8 protein-coding genes are annotated in these 14,945 nt (G+C 72.3%); 3 read left to right on the top strand and 5 right to left on the bottom strand.

Annotation, left to right across the window (positions count from 1 at the left end):
* Positions 1 to 290: 290 nt before the first annotated feature.
* The 3 genes from ABEA26_RS23015 to eccB form a co-directional block, all read right to left on the bottom strand.
* Positions 291 to 893, bottom strand: a complete 603-nt coding sequence (locus ABEA26_RS23015; protein ID WP_345595053.1) for a hypothetical protein — start codon at positions 891 to 893, stop codon at positions 291 to 293.
* Positions 890 to 2,107, bottom strand: coding sequence for a type VII secretion-associated serine protease mycosin (gene mycP, locus ABEA26_RS23020; RefSeq protein ID WP_345595055.1), 1,218 nt, complete (start codon positions 2,105 to 2,107; stop codon positions 890 to 892). The genes ABEA26_RS23015 and mycP overlap by 4 nt, the downstream gene beginning before the upstream one ends.
* A 140-nt stretch (positions 2,108 to 2,247) precedes the next feature.
* Positions 2,248 to 3,774: a type VII secretion protein EccB gene (eccB, locus tag ABEA26_RS23025; RefSeq protein WP_345595057.1), complete on the bottom strand. Its 1,527-nt coding sequence runs from the start codon at positions 3,772 to 3,774 to the stop codon at positions 2,248 to 2,250.
* Positions 3,775 to 3,994: 220 nt separating this feature from the next.
* Here eccB and eccE point away from each other — a divergent pair, with 220 nt between their 5' ends.
* From eccE to ABEA26_RS23040, 3 genes are all read left to right on the top strand, one after another.
* Positions 3,995 to 5,323 carry a type VII secretion protein EccE gene (eccE, locus tag ABEA26_RS23030; protein WP_345595059.1) on the top strand — a complete coding sequence of 443 codons (1,329 nt, stop codon included), beginning with the start codon at positions 3,995 to 3,997 and terminating at the stop codon, positions 5,321 to 5,323.
* Positions 5,323 to 6,096 (top strand): hypothetical protein, encoded by a 774-nt coding sequence (locus ABEA26_RS23035; protein ID WP_345595061.1) that lies wholly within the window; start codon positions 5,323 to 5,325, stop codon positions 6,094 to 6,096. Before eccE ends, ABEA26_RS23035 begins: the two co-directional genes overlap by 1 nt.
* A 265-nt stretch (positions 6,097 to 6,361) precedes the next feature.
* Entirely contained in the window at positions 6,362 to 9,484 is a 3,123-nt protein-coding gene (locus ABEA26_RS23040; RefSeq protein WP_425587884.1) for an SCO5717 family growth-regulating ATPase, read from the top strand.
* Positions 9,485 to 9,564: 80 nt separating this feature from the next.
* On the opposite strand, the gene ABEA26_RS23045 is transcribed toward ABEA26_RS23040, so the two are convergent.
* A complete protein-coding gene (locus ABEA26_RS23045) occupies positions 9,565 to 10,512 on the bottom strand; it encodes a bifunctional riboflavin kinase/FAD synthetase (RefSeq protein WP_345595065.1) in 948 nt (315 codons plus the stop codon).
* A 127-nt stretch (positions 10,513 to 10,639) separates the two neighbouring features.
* On the bottom strand, positions 10,640 to 14,935 hold the full coding sequence (locus ABEA26_RS23050) for a trypsin-like peptidase domain-containing protein (protein WP_345595067.1): 4,296 nt from the start codon (positions 14,933 to 14,935) through the stop codon (positions 10,640 to 10,642).
* Positions 14,936 to 14,945: the final 10 nt, after the last annotated feature.

Here is a 14,945-nt window from a genome sequence, read left to right on the forward strand (position 1 = left end):
AATTCACGTAAGCAACTCCTTGGCTCACAGAACGACATGGCTACGATCCGACTTGTACGAGGCACTGCAATTTCAGGGATCGAAACACAGTGACTCCGATGCCATCAAGCGGCTCATTACTGACTACACCGAAAAGGTCGAGAATTCTGCTGCATGCACGGCAGGTGCGCAGTAGAATCGCTGCAGCAATGCAGAACGACGAGATTTTCGCCGAGCGGTTCGCGACGGTGCTCAGGCCAAGATGAAGCTGATGCGGAAACGCCGCGTCGGTCAGGCGCCAGTCGCTCCCTTCAGCAGGCCCCCGTCCGACTCGTCACCCTGTACGAGTAGCTCGGGATCGTGACCGTTCCAGTGCCTCCCGCGATCCCCGGGGGGTGGTAGTCGTCTTCCTTCGTGCGAGTGCGGTTCACCGCTACGCAGAAGGCGATGTCCGCGCCGTTGGCCGTGACGGTGTATGAGGCATGGCTCGGAGTGTTACCAGGGGATGAGGCCGCGTCCACCCCGAGTTGCGGAGCGTCGCCGGCGCCATGCTCGATGACCTCGTTCTCGATCATCCTGGCGTTGTCCTCGTCGACGTGGGCCTCGCCGCCGTGGATGTCACCGAGCTTCGAGGTGCCGTCCACAGCTGTGACGGCTCCCTGTACCGCACTGGTCAGTTCGTCGTCACTCCACTTGGAGTCGTCCTCGGCGGCCAGGCCTTGGACGCCCGCCCAGAGGCAGGCGGCGGCCGTGGCGAGGAGCAGCACACGTGCGGCGACGAAGGCCGCGTCGGAGATCTCGGGCGCCGAGGGATTCAACGCCGTGCGCCAGGAGCGAATTCGGTCGGCCTTGACGCACCCCATGGCGATCAGGAGGGCTGCCAGGACAAAGCTGATCACCGATAGCGTGGTCATGCCCGTTCTCCCCGTCCGCCCCGCCGCCGTGAGTCCCGTACCGCCACCGCCGTGCCGCCGAGGCCCGCTGCCAGTACCAGGCCGCCGACGACCACGTAGGTGCCCAGGCGGGTGTTGCGTTCCTCGGCCGTCTCGCCGATGTGGAGGGGGGCCACGTCGGGGGCCTTCGCGCGGGCGCCTGCCTGTTCGGCCGCGGGGGACTCCACGGGGTGTGCCGGATCCACGTCTGTCAGGGCCTTGACCGGGTCGATCACGCCCCAGCCGACGAGGCGGTCGTGGCCGGGGATGGAACGCTCCGCCGTCTGCTCGATCTGGGCGACGATCTGCGCGGCCGTCCACTTGGGGTGCTCGGCCCTCAGCAGTGCGGCCACCGCCGCCACGTAGGGGGCGGAGAAACTGGTTCCGTTGTCGGAGCAGTGGCCGCCGCCGGGCACTGTGGAGATCATGTCGACGCCGGGAGCCGCCACGCCCACGAACGCGCCTGCCTGGGAGAAGGGAGCGCGTTCGTTGTTTCGGTCGGACGATGCCACGGCGAGGACTCCCTCGTACGAGGCCGGGTAGGTTGTCTTGTCCTCGCCGCCGAGGCCGTCGTTGCCCGCTGAGGCGACGACCACGACCTGCTTGCCCAGGGCGTAGTCGACGGCCGACTTCAGGGACGAGTCGGGCTTGACGGCGTTGGCCGTGTCCTGGGAGACGTTGATGACGTCGGCGCCCGCGTCCACGGCGTGGCGGATCGACGTGGCAAGGGTCTTTGCCGTGCCGTTGCCCTCCGCGTCGTTCTGCTTGATGGGGATGATCGTGGCCTCTGGGGCCAGGCCCACGAAACCGGTGTCCTCGGCGGGGCGGGCCGCGATGATGCCGGCCACGCGCGTGCCGTGACCGACGGTGTCCGTGGTGCCGTGCGCGTTGCCGCGCTCGATCTTCTCGCCCTCCTTGTTCTCGGGGGGCAGGTAGTTCTTGCCCTTGGACTCGTCGACGGCGTCGGCGAGTTGCGGGTGCTTCACGTCGACGCCCGTGTCGATCACCGCGACCTGGACGCCCTCGCCTTTCGACTGCGCCCACAGTGCGTCGAGGTTGACGCGTTGCAGGGCCCACGGCCTGCCCGCGTACTTCTCGGAGGGGAAGGTGCACTGGCCACCGTCGGCCGCCCGCGCATCGGGGGCGGCGGGGAGTGCGAGTACCGTGGGTGCGGCGAGCACGGAAGCGGCGAGCACGGCACCTGTCAGCGCCCGGACGCGACCTCTGCAGCTGGGAGATCGCCCGGTGGAAGACCCCGAAAGAGGCCCGGTGCGCCGTTCGGTGAGGGTCTCCGTCTGTTTCTGCATGCTCCTGCTCTTCCAGGGTGCCATGGCGGTTACGAGCCCTGCGGCTGGCGTGCCGCCGCCTCGGACAGTCGTGGGCCGGTGGGCAGGAACGTCGACCACTGCGCCGGAACGGGTGAGGGGTTCACGTCCTCGTAGCCGAGCCGGGTCTGGGCGATCCGGGACTCACTCAATTCCTGCTCACGCTTCTTGTCGGAGGTTCCGATGCCCTTGTCGTCGGTGGCGCTGTCGCTGTTGGACTGCAGGGCGTAGCGCAGCCCCGTGTCGGTGACCAGGAAGATGCCGCCGGCCTTGGTCTCGGTGCCCTGGATCTGCCGGTAGAGCTGGCCGGAGCCGGGCGTGACGTACGCGCTGGAGGAGCCGGTGGGCAGTCGGTCGGGGAATTCCGTGCTCGCCCAGGTGGAAAGGGTCGTCTCGCCGTTCTTTGTGTTCACCGAGCGCAGGACGTTGCAGACGGTGTTGCGGCCGGAGGTGGCGGAGGATCCTTCGTTGACCGTCCTTGGACGGTACGACGGCCAGTCGCGCTGTCCCTCGAACTCCGTGCTGTCGACGACCGCGCCGGGGCTGACCTGCTGTGCTTCGCCGGCCTGCCCGACGTTGACGAGGTCGCCGCTGTTGAGGAGCAGGGTGGCGGTGAACTCCGAGACGCGGGCCACGTCGCCGCTCAGGACGACGTAGTACTGCATGCGCCGGCCGTCGTAGGCCTTGATGACCATGCCCACTTTGTCGTACTGCCCGAGCATGTCGGAGGCTCCCGCGTCCGAGCCGGGCGTGCCCTCGATCTCCGGGATGTCGACCGGGTCGCCCTTGTGGAGGGTGTCCAGCCATTCCTGGGAAACCCGCTGGGGGGTGCGGCCCTGGGTGTCGAGTGCCTTGAGGAGTTCCTTGTCGTCCGGGTTGGCCAGCGGGTAGGCGTAACCGCGCGAGTCGACCACGTACTGGGAGGTGCCGTCCGGTCCGACGACGTACATCAGGTCGCCCCCGGAGAGCTTGTTCTTGCCCTCCGTCTTGGACCATTCCTTCTCGGCGAATACGAACGCCGCCTTCTGGATGGCCCGGCCGCCGGGGCCAGGGCGCTCGCAGACCGCCCAGCGCTTGGCGGCCCCGGCCTCGTCGGGTCCGGGCAGCCGGTCGGGGGCGTAGGGGATGCCGATCGTGGCGCCGTGTCGTGGCTTGCCGCTGTCGAGGACGCCTTCGTCGACCGTGATGACGCTGTCCTTGTCGGGGTCGAGGAGGAGCTTGGCGGAGGCCATGTTGAGTACCGGGTGCAGTTGCTTCTGTCCCTCGGTCTTCAGCACGACGTACCGGGTCGTGGAGTCGCTCGCCACGATCACGTGCTCCCCGACTTTGTCCCAGCCCTTCGGTGCCGTCGGGCTGAACAGGCCGATCGCTCCGAATACGGCGAGGACGACGATGCCGACGACGACACCGGGCACGATCGCCCGCAGTGGTCTGGGCGCGCCTTCCTCCGAACCTGAGGGGGAAGGCTGCAGATAGGACGCGAGTGTGCGGCGCTTCGCGAAGGTGTAGGCGTTCAGTTCATCGCGCCGTGATGCCATGTCTCTTCGTTCTCTCCCCGTGCGAGAGCTTGGCGGAGCGGGGGACACAGCAGTCGGTCACTGTTCCCTCTCCCGCTCCGGTTGCCTCCGGAACCTCGGCCGTCAGACCCGGCCCCTACTATGCCTGTTGCCTGATGGTGCAAGGGGCACGGGTAGGCTTCCGAAGCCTGCCGTGTGCTGAGCACAGTATCTTTGGTGAGAGTTCGGGGGATTTGGAGTGATGGCTTCAGCATCGCGGGCCCGGTCGCGCTCGCGCTCGGCGCCCCGCCGTCCCGACGCGGCGCCGGGCGCCCAAGAGCCGGCGTCGCCGGCCAGGGGTCCTGTCACACCGCGTTTGCAGGCTCGTCCGGCACGCGGCGGTTCCGTCGCCCTCCAGCGGCTGGTGCTGCTGGAGCTGGCCGCCGCGCTGATGGTGTGCGGCTGGCTGATCGGGCCGGTCGCGATGGTGCCGTCGGTCGTCGCCGCCGTCGTGCTGGTGCTTCTGGCTGTGGTACGCCGGCGGCGGCGCTCCCTGCCGGAATGGCTGGTGAGCCACCTGGCGCTGCGCGCGCGTCTCCGTAGTGCCCCGCACGTTTCGGTGCCGCAGGGCATCGACCCCGGCCTGGTCCCGGCCGTGGAGTGCGAGCCGAACCTGCGCACGTACAGCTTCGTCCCCCAGAACGAACGTGACCGGCGGCCGGTGGGCATGGTGGGTGACGGGGGCTTCCTCACCGCCGTACTCCAGGTGGAGGCCGACTCCGGAGCGCTGCGCGCCGACCGCGGTCGCAGGCCGCTCCCTCTCGCCCTGGTCCGGGACGCGCTCGACGTCGACGGCATTCGCCTGGAGTCGGCGCAGATCGTGCTGCACACGCAGACCGCGCCCGCTCCCCACCTGCCGCGGCAGTCGGTCGTGGTGACCAACTACGCGCAGCTGCAGGCCGAGATCGCGTCTCCCGCCGTCCGCATCATGTGGATCGCGCTGAAACTCGATCCTGAGCTGTGCCCGGACGCGGTGGCCGCCCGCGGCGGTGGACTGTCGGGGGCCCAGAAATGCCTGGTGCGGTCGTCGGAGCACCTGTCCAGTCGGCTCACCGGGGCCGGGTTTCGGGTGAACCTGCTGAGCGAGGAGGAGCTGTCGTCCGCCCTCGCCACCTCGATGTGCGCGAATCCGATGGTGACCGTCCAGAACGGACAGGGTGACCCGGCCCGGCGGCGGACCGAGGAGTCCAGCCGTAGTTGGCGGTGCGACAACCGACGGCACACCACGTACTGGGTGCGCCGGTGGCCCCAGTTCGGCGGGCAGAGTGTCGGGATGCCGCAGTTGGTGGCCCAGCTGACGGCCGTGCCCGCACTGGCGACCACCTTCAGTCTGACCCTGGCACCGAGTGGCCACCAGGACGTGACGATCACGGGGCACGTGCGGGTTACCGGCCGCAGCAGCACCGAACTGGCAGACGCCCGCCGGGGCCTGGAACACGTCGCGCGTCAGGCCCGGACCGGGATCGTACGTCTGGATCGCGAGCAACTGCCCGGCATGCTCGCCACGTTGCCACTCGGAGGTGTCCGCTGATGGTCCCGACGCCGCCTGTTGCCCCCACTGGTCCGGCCGCCGCCGGGCAGCCGGTCACGGATCTGCGGGAGCGCCTGCGCACCGGTTTCGGCCTACTGGGGCCTCGCCATCCGCGGCACATGCTCTCCAAGGATCAGGTCGAAATGCTCGCCCTGCCCATCGGGGACGACGGTGTCGTGGTGGGAGTCAACAGCGAAGGTCAGCCCGCGGTGCTGGGGGTGAACCGTCCGACGCCGTTCGACATCCTGTTTATCGGCGGTCTGTGGACCACCCAGATCCTGGCACTGCGCGTGGCGGCGACCGGTGCGAGAGTCGCTGTGGAGACCGGTCGTCCGAGTCACTGGGCGCAGGTGGTACAGGCGGTCGGCGGTGGCCAGTCGGGCATGACCGTGCACGAGGTGGGTCGCGTTCCCCCGCAGGGTGCCTCGGCGATGTCACCGGTTCTGGTCATCCGTGACTGCGGTATGCGCCCGCCGCGTGGCCGGGTGGTTTCGGCGCCCTGGCAGTCGGTGCTGACTCTGCTGCCCTATCTGAGTCCGCTCGCACCGCGGTTGATGCGCCAGGCACGCCTGGTGGGCGTGCAACGTGTTTCACCGGATGAGTCGGTGGAGATCGGCCGTGTGACCGGCCTGCCCCGCTCGGAATACGAGGCGCTTCCGACTCTCGCCGACGGGGTCACCCTGTGGTGTACGGAACGGGACCGGCAGTACGTGATGACGGAGCCGACCGACGCGGAGGCCGGCCTCCTGGGTACACCGCGGCGGATGGACTGACTCGATCACGTCGACTGGATCGCCCGATTACGTCCGGTATGACGGTCACGCCAAGCATCTGTGCGCGCATTGTGGCGTCAGACGCCGGAGTGGACAGGGGTACGGGGCCTGACGGGGGCGGGTCGCTCGTGATTAGGCTGGTCTCGGGCACGACGTCAGAACCCGTGGAGTGGGCGTCGGCGTCCTGCGGGGAGGACCGTGGATCGGACGACCTCGTTCGACTTTGGACAACATCTGACGGTCAGAACGGTCGCCCCAGCACGGCATGAGGGTGCTCGACCAATCAGGAGGAACTGTGAACAGCGATCGGGACGGGATCCGCGGGGGCTGGGCTACACCCGGCGATGACCAACCCGACGCGGAGTCCGCAGTTGAGGCGACGGGCGAGTTCACCATCGATTACGCGCCGCCCGCCTGGTACACCCAGAACGCGTCGAGCGGTGCGGGGCAGGAGCCAGGGCCGGTGTCACCGGCGCCCGGGCCGACTCCCCCGCCGCCCGCCTCGGGTGGAGCGTTCACGCCGCCCCCGCAGCAGGGTGGTCCGGAGGCGCCGTTCTCACCGCCGCCTCCGCCCGGTCCGGGCGCGCCGTTCGCGTCGTCCGGGCCGCCCGCCGGGGTGCCCCGGCTGCCGGTCGGGAGCGGGTTCGAGCCGCAGCAGACGCAGGGGCAGCCGGAGGCCGAGCCCGAGCCGGCACCGCAGGTGCCGTTCGAGCCGGTGGCCTCGCCCGTCCCGGCGGCCGCGGGGGATGCGGTGCCTGCCGCTGACGTACCGGCGTCCCCGGACACCGGGTTCCAGCTCCAGGCCCCGGCCTCCGCTCCCCCGCCCGCCGAGGAGCCGGAGCCCGACAGCGGTGACCTGGAGAGCGGCGCCACCATGCGGTTCTCCTCGGCCGCCCTGAAGCGGGAGATCGCCGAGCGTGCCGCCGCGGACGACTCCGGACAGGATGCGCGGCCGGAGCCTGTGGGCGACGAACCCGAGGCCGTCGCCGAGGACGACGTCGCGATCGCTTCCGACGACGCCGGGGGGGACGCGCGGGGCGTGACCTTCGCTGTGGCGAGCGACGATGTCGAGCCCGAGCAGGCCGATGGTCCGGAAGCCTTTGGTGATCCGGAACTCGCCGATGGTTCCGAACTCGCCGACGCCCGCGAGCAGGAGAGCGCGGCGGACGAAAACGTTGCGCCCGTTGCGAGCGTCGGGTCCGGTTCGGCGGACGGCAGTGTCGGCTCCGACGGGTCCGACGGGTCCGACGGCCTTTCCGGTGGCCTTTCCGGTGGCCTTTCCGGTGGCCTTTCCGGTGGCCTTTCCGATGCTGTGGACAACGGCATGGACGAGTTCGGCCCTGCCTCCGCCGTTCAGGAGGGTGAGCCCGAGCCGGTCACTCCAGCCGCTCCGGTGGCCGCGCCCCAGCCCGAGGACGCTGTGTCTCACCCTCAGGACACCGTGCCCGGGGGCACCGTTCCGGCCGACGTGCCACCGGTGGTCCAGGGCGGAGTGCCACCGCTGCCTCCGTCATACCCTCCCGTCGCTCCCGCGCCGGCGCATCAGTGGCCCGCGCAGCCGCAGCCGGCTCCCGACGCTCCTGTGCAGCCGGGTGTACCGGGCCGGCAGCCTCCCTTCCAGCCGCAGGCTCCGCAGCCGGCGCCCGCCGCGTGGAACCCGCCGGCCGCCGCACCGATGCCGCCGAGCCAGGCACCCGCGCAGCCTGTTCCGCCGCTCGGTTACGGCTTCCCTCAGCCAGATGCCACGCCTCCGGCGGCGCAGCCGCCTCCACTCGCGCAGCAGCCTGGAGGCGCTCCCCCTGCTGGGGCCGACGCCGCCGCCGGTCCCGGGTTCCCTCAGCCCGGTTCGCCGGCTTCCCACCCCCAGCGCCCCCAGCCTCCGACGCAGCCCGGTGGTTACGGCTTTCCGCAGGCAACCGCGCCGCAGTCGCCGGGGCAGCCGCCGCAGCCATATCCCGGCGTACCGCAGCAGCCGCACCAGGCGCAGCCCCAGCCGATGCAGCCCGGTCAGCCCGGTCAGCCCGGTCAGCCGGAACAGTTCCAGCAGTACCAGCAGGGTCAAGCCCCCGCGCCGCAGCAGCCCGCCGATCCGCGACTCGGTGCCGCCTGGCCGCAGCCCATACAGCACGACCAGCGTCAGCCCACCAACCCGGGTGCCGCGCCGCTCGGCTACACCGCGGCCGTGGAGCTGTCGTCCGACCGGCTGCTCAACAACAAGAAGCAGAAGGCGAAGAGCAGCCGCCCCGCAGTCGGCGGTTCGCGGTTCAAGCTGGGCGGCAAGAAGGAGGAGGCCGAGCGGCAGCGGAAGCTCGAGCTGATCCGCACCCCGGTGCTGTCCTGCTACCGCATCGCCGTCATCAGCCTCAAGGGCGGCGTCGGCAAGACGACGACCACCACCGCGCTCGGCTCCACGCTCGCCACCGAGCGGCAGGACAAGATCCTCGCGATCGACGCCAACCCGGACGCCGGCACGCTCGGCCGCCGGGTGCGCCGGGAGACCGGGGCCACCATCCGCGACCTCGTCCAGGCGATCCCGCACCTCAACTCGTACATGGACATCCGGCGGTTCACCTCCCAGGCCTCGTCCGGACTGGAGATCATCGCCAACGACGTCGACCCGGCCGTGTCCACGACCTTCAACGACGAGGACTACCGGCGCGCGATCGACGTGCTGGGCAAGCAGTACCCGGTCATCCTCACCGACTCGGGTACCGGCCTGCTCTACAGCGCCATGCGTGGCGTGCTCGACCTCGCCGACCAGCTGATCATCATCTCGACGCCGTCCGTGGACGGGGCCAGCAGTGCCAGTACGACGCTGGACTGGCTGTCCGCCCACGGGTACGCCGACCTCGTCTCGCGGTCCATCACCGTCATCTCGGGGGTCCGGGAGACCGGGAAGATGATCAAGGTCGACGACATCGTCGGCCACTTCCAGACGCGGTGCCGGGGCGTCGTTGTGGTGCCGTTCGACGAGCACCTGGCCGCCGGTGCGGAGGTCGACCTCGACATGATGCGGCCGAAGGTGCGGGAGGCCTACTTCAACCTCTCCGCGATGGTCGCCGAGGACTTCGTCCGCCACCAGCAGTCGCACGGCCTGTGGACGTCCAACGGCAACCCGCCGCCGGTGGCCGCACCGCCGCTGCCGGGCCAGAACTACCCGGGCCAGCCGATGCCCGGTCAGCCCATGCCCGGACAACAGCCCATGCCCGGACAACAGCCCATGCCGGGCCAGCAGCCGATGCCGGCCCAGCCCCAGCCGGGCCAGTACGCCGAGCCCGGCCGGCCCCAGCCGGGGCAGCCGTACCCGCATCAGCCGGGGCAGCCGTACCCGCAGCCCGGTTACGGATATCCGCAGCAGGGGCAGACGCCTCCCCCGCCGCAGCAGTAGCCCCTGACAGCGACGCCGAAAGGGCGGCCGGTGCTCACCAGCACCGGCCGCCCTTTCGGTGTTTCGCGACGTGGCGGGCGTCAGGACGCCTCGGCGACCAGCTCCCGGCAGCGCTCGACGTCTTCGGCCATCTGCCCGAGCAGCGCGTCCAGGGTCTCGAACTTCGCCTGGCCGCGTACGAAGGCCAGGAAGTCCACGGCTACGTGCAGGCCGTACAGGTCGAGGCCGACGCGGTCGATGGCGTACGCCTCCACCGTGCGCTCGGTGCCCTCGAACTGCGGGTTGGTGCCGACGGAGATCGCGGCCGGCATCGCCTCGCCCTGGGCGTGCAGCCAGCCGGCGTAGACGCCGTCGGCCGGGATCGCGGTGTGCGGAAGGGTCTCGACGTTGGCCGTGGGAAAGCCCATCTCGCGGCCGCGCTGGGCGCCCCGGACGACGACGCCCTCGACGCGGTGCGGGCGGCCCAGGATCTCCGCGGCGCCCGCGACGTCGCCCTCGGCGACCAGGCGGCGGGTCAGGGTGGAGGAGAACGGTTCGCCGCCGCCCGCGTCACCGGACACGTACAGGTCCACGACCTCGACCTCGAAGTCGTAGACCTTGCCCTGTTCGACGAGGAACTCGACGTTCCCGGCGGCCTTGTGGCCGAAGCGGAAGTTGGGGCCCTCGACGACCGCCTTGGCCCGCAACCGGTCGACCAGGACCTTGACCACGAAGTCGGCCGCGGACAGCTTCGAGAACTCTTTGGTGAAGGGCAGGATCAGCACCGCGTCCACGCCCAGGTCCGCCATCAGTTCGGCACGGCGGTGGTGCGGGGCGAGCAGCGGCGGGTGGCTGCCGGGGCGGACGACCTCGCTGGGGTGGGGGTCGAAGGTGACGACGACGGCGGGGACACCCAGGTCGCGGGCGCGGTCCACAGCATGCTTGATGATCAGCTGGTGCCCGCGGTGGACGCCGTCGTAGGAGCCGATGGTGACGACGCTGCGTCCCCAGTCCTCGGGGATGTCCTCCAAGCCACGCCAGCGCTGCACTGTGTCTGCTCCTTGGTGGTTTCCGTGGTGCCTCTTACGCAGGTCTAAGGGTGCCATGCCGTCCGGCTCCCGCCCGCATCGGCATCGGAGCTGTGACCGGGTGCACGCCGCGCGGACCTGGCCGGGCTCACACGGGGACCCGTGCACCCGCCAGGTTCTCGATCGTGCGGCGGGCGCTGGGGCCCACCAGCGCCGCCCAGTCCTGGGGCGCGTCGGCGAGCCAGCCGGTGACCCGGGCGGCGAAACCCGGGAGGTGGCGGGCCAGGTCGACCAGGCCGCGGTCGAAGCGGGTGGCGCCGTCCGGGGTGCGGACGAGGAGGAGGCCGGTGCGGTGGACGAGGGCGCGCGGGTCGTCGCCGCCGCGCTGGGCGGCGGCGTGCAGCAGCGCGTCCAGGACGGCGGGGTCGTGTTCGTGGGCCAGGAGATGTTCGCGCAGCTCGCCTCGGAGCGGACCACTGCCGGGAGTGCCGTCGGTGGCGAGCACTCCGGCGAGCGTGGCGCGCACCGGCTCGGGACCGTCGTCCAGCAGGCCGGTGACCAGGGAGTGGAGCACGGCGCGGGCCGCGGGCCCCTGGTCGAGACGTCGGTCCACGTAAGCGGCCACGTGCCCGGCGGTCTCGGGGCGCTCCGTCACGGCCTCGCCGACGAGTACGGCGACCCGGCGGGCCAGCTCGGGGGTGGTGGCGTCGACGAGTGTACGCAACGCCTCCCCGGCGTCCGGACCGCACAGCCGGGCCCGGAACGCGTCGAGGACGGGCTCCGGGTGGGTCGGCAGGGCGGTGGCCACCGCGCTCGGCGGCAGGTACGGGTCGCCCGCCGCGAAGTGACCGAGTGCCCGTGGGAGGTGGCGGTCGCGGCTGCCGGGATCCTGGACGAGCAGGGCGAGCGCGCCGCCGCGCAGCCGGCCGTCGGCGGGTCCGGCGAGCAGGACCAGGGCGGCGTGGCGGAGCAGGGTGCGGTCGGCGGCGGTACGGGCGTGCGGGGCGGTGCGCAGACCGTGGGTCACCGCCGCCCTCTGCCGCGCCGGCCGTTCGTCGCGCGCCCACCGCTCGACGGCCCGGCAGAGGGCGGACGGCTCCTCCTCGGCCAGGACGGCGAGCAGCTCGTCGGCCCGTCGGTGCGCACTGTCGGCGAGTGCCTCGGTGAGGCCGTCCAGGCTTCTGTGGCGGTGTGTGTGCAGCAGCGCCTGCGCCGCCGTGGCGACGGTGGCGTGCGGGGTGGCGGGCAGGAGGCGTTCGTCGTCGAACCAGCGGACGAGGAGGGGTTGTACGGCCGTGGGGTCGGCGGCGAGCAGTCCGGCGACGGTGTCGAGGTGGCGTGGGCCGGGCTCGTGCGGGGGTCCGTCGGCGAGGACGAGGCGGCGCAGCAGGTCCAGGCGCGTGGCCTTCGGCAGCCGCAGGCCGGTCCAGAAGGCGGGCCCGAACTCCCCCGGCACGGCCCGCCCCTCACCCCCGGCCCTCCGCTCCGCGATGCCGTCGGCGAGCAGCCGCAGCACCTCCGTGTACGGCGTCGCGTCGGGTACGCGCGTCAGCACCTCGGCGAGCAGCCGGGCGGCCCACCAGGAGTGCGGGTCGACGTCGAGGGCGTTCACCAGTTCTTCGAGTGTCAGCGCGAGTTGGGGGATGCCGTGCTGACGGGCGAGGAGCAGCACGGCTTCGGCGACGGGACCGATGCGGTGGTGCGGCACGGGGAGGGCGTGCGTGTCGTGCGGGGTGCCGCGGCGGTGGACGAGGGCGCGCAGGGCCTCGTCCAGGTCGAGGTGGGTGCCCTGGATCCAGTCGGCGAATTCCTCGTGCGCGAAGCGGTAGCCGCTGCCGGCGGGCACGAGGAGGCCCTCGGCGAGTACGGCGGAGGCCCATCCGGTGCCGCCGCCGAGCCGGGCGGGTGCCGGTCCCCACGGGAACACCGTCTCGAACGACTCCCGGTCGAGCTCGCCCTGCCCGGGACCGAGGCTGCGCCGGGCCGCCTCGTGGACCTGTCCGGAGACCTTGGCCGCGAGTCGCCGTACGGCGGTGCCGCGCAGGCCGTTCTCCCCGGCCAGCCGGGTCGCGACGCGCAGGCACATCAGGTCCAGGTGGGCCGCGAACACCGCGTCCCGGTCGACACGGGCGGGGGGTGGGGAGCCGGGGAAGCCGGCGTGGACCTCCGAGAGCAGGCGAAGGGTGAGGGGGTGCCGGCTGTCCGGGTCGGAGAGGGCGCCCTCCGGTACGCGGTACCGTGCGCGCGCCTCTCTGGCCTCGTCGTCCCGCAGATCGCCGAGTCGGACGCAGGGCGGAAGCCCCGCGCCGAGGGCACCGGCCCCGGGGTCGGTGGAATCCGGCCGGTGGCCGGCGGCTTCCGGTTGGGGTTCATCGGTTCCGAGCCGCAGCGCAGCGGCATCCGTCCCGGACGACGGCCTTCGCGCGGTCGGTCCCGGCGGGCACGGCGTCCCACCGGCCGTCACGGACCACGAGCCCGGTCCGCCGACCGGGCCATACGGGCACGGCGCTCCACCGGCCGTCACGGACTGCGGCGTCACGGACTGCGGCGTCACGCCGACTGGCCGGGACGACGACTTTCCGGGGGTCTTCCCGGAGGCCGTCACGTGGGAGGGCACTTGGCCGGTCGACACCGGCCACGGTCCGTCACCGGCCGACACGACGCGTGGTGTCCCGCCCGCGACCAGAACGGAGCAGTCCCCGCCGTCGACCGTTCCGGGCGGCTTCACCTCTGTGCCGTCCTGCCGGGGGCACGCTTCCCCGAGGGCCGGTCCGGATCCCGGTCCCCCGGTGGCGACCGCCGCCCGCGGCGACGGCACGCCCACGCCCCGCCCGGACGACCGCTCCCCCACAGCCGAGCCGGACCGCGGCACTGCGGCAATCGGCCGGGACGCGGACTCCCCCGTCACCGCCCCGTACAGCAGCTCCCCCGCCACCGCGCCGTACAGCAGCTCCCTCGGGAACTCCGCCCCCGCCCTCTCCCAGTACTCCGTCCGGCATCCCACCACGAGCCGTGCGCCCGTCTCCCGCAGCCACGTCGCCGAACCTTCGGTCCACTCGGGGAGGCGGTGGGCCAGGACCGGCGGCATCTCCTCGGGGCCGTCGAGGAGGAGCAGCAGCGGTCGCCCGGCGGTGCGGGCGAGGTGGGCGAGGCGCTCCGGGGTGATGTCGCCGAGGCCTGCGGGGCGGGAGCGGTCCGAGGCCGACACGATGCGGGCGGCGCGGGCCAGCGCCCTGCGGGCCGCGTCCGCCAGCGACATGTCGTCGTCACGCAGGTCGGCGCCGCGCAGCCACAGCGTGGGCGCCGGTTCGGCGCCCCGGGAGCGGCGGGCGGCGAGGGCCGCCAGCTCGGTCGTGCGGCCGCTGCCGGGCGCGCCGACGAGCCCGAGCACGCTGGCTCGGCTCGTGTCGAAGGCGGCGAACTCCCGTGTCACGGCCGCCCGCTCGACCGGCACCACGGGACCCGGACGAGTACCCGGGCCAGTACCCGGGCCGACGTCGGGACCGGCACCGAGGCCGGCACCGGCACCGTCCGGGCGACCGGCACCCGCTGCGAGACCAGCAGCCGCTGCGAGACCGGCAGTACCCGCTGTGGGACCGGCCTCGGGGCCCGCGCCCACACACCCCACGGCCCCCGGCGGACCGTCCTGCCCCACCGAGGTCGCCGTCAGTGCGAGGACGCCGGCCAGATTGAGGTCGGCGCCGTAGGCCGGGACCGTCGCCGCGTTCTCGGCGAGCAGGTCGGCGAGGGGGCCGGGGGCGGGGAGCAGGGGCACGGCGAAGCCGACGTCACTGTGTCCGGAGCTCAGGGCGGTGCCGAGGACGCCGAGCACTGCGCCGGTCGCGAGGTCGAGCACCGGTCCGCCGGCCGCGCCGCCGCCGAGGCGCAGCGCGTCCCGCCCCGATGTGCCGAGCGCGAGTTCCAGGGCGTCGCGCAGGACGTGGAAGCGGTCGGTGGCCGCGTAGTGGACGTCGGTGGTGCTCAGGACGCGGGCCTCGCGCCAGCCGCCGGCGGCGATCCTCACGTAGGTACCGGCCTCCACCCGCTCCCGCGCGGTGACGGGCAGCGGATCGACGCCGAGGCCCCCGGTGCGTACGAGGGCCAGGCCGAGGGCGGGCAGCGGGGTCACGTCGGCGGCGGCCACGACGCGGCGGCGGTATGCGGCGGTGCTCAGCACGAGCCGGGACAGACCGTCGACCGCTTCGTGGCTGGTGATCACCGTACCGTGGTGGTCGGCGACGAAACCGGTGCCGCGGGGGCGGCCGGCGAGGTCGTGGACGCGGATCAGTGCCTCGTCGGGGGCGCCCCGCGTCGGATCAGCTCCTCGGACGGCCGGGGGCCCGTCGTGCGCTTCCCGCTCACCGCGTGGGTCCCGGGAGCCGTCCCGGGACCGCTGTCCTGCCCTGCCGCCCGTCGCCTCCCGGGACCGGTTCCGCGACGCCATCGTCGAGCCT

This window comes from Streptomyces marokkonensis (genome assembly GCF_039539045.1).
Taxonomy (GTDB): Bacteria; Actinomycetota; Actinomycetes; order Streptomycetales; family Streptomycetaceae; genus Streptomyces; species Streptomyces marokkonensis.

What these genes read in the sequence shown, in the direction of transcription:
- ABEA26_RS23050 (WP_345595067.1), bottom strand. Translation starts at nt 14,935, where the DNA reads ATGGCGTCGCGGAACCGGTCCCGGGAGGCGACGGGCGGCAGGGCAGGA.
- ABEA26_RS23015 (WP_345595053.1), bottom strand. Translation starts at nt 893, where the DNA reads ATGACCACGCTATCGGTGATCAGCTTTGTCCTGGCAGCCCTCCTGATC.
- ABEA26_RS23035 (WP_345595061.1), top strand. Translation starts at nt 5,323, where the DNA reads ATGGTCCCGACGCCGCCTGTTGCCCCCACTGGTCCGGCCGCCGCCGGG.
- eccB (WP_345595057.1), bottom strand. Translation starts at nt 3,774, where the DNA reads ATGGCATCACGGCGCGATGAACTGAACGCCTACACCTTCGCGAAGCGC.
- ABEA26_RS23040 (WP_425587884.1), top strand. Translation starts at nt 6,362, where the DNA reads ATGAGGGTGCTCGACCAATCAGGAGGAACTGTGAACAGCGATCGGGAC.
- eccE (WP_345595059.1), top strand. Translation starts at nt 3,995, where the DNA reads ATGGCTTCAGCATCGCGGGCCCGGTCGCGCTCGCGCTCGGCGCCCCGC.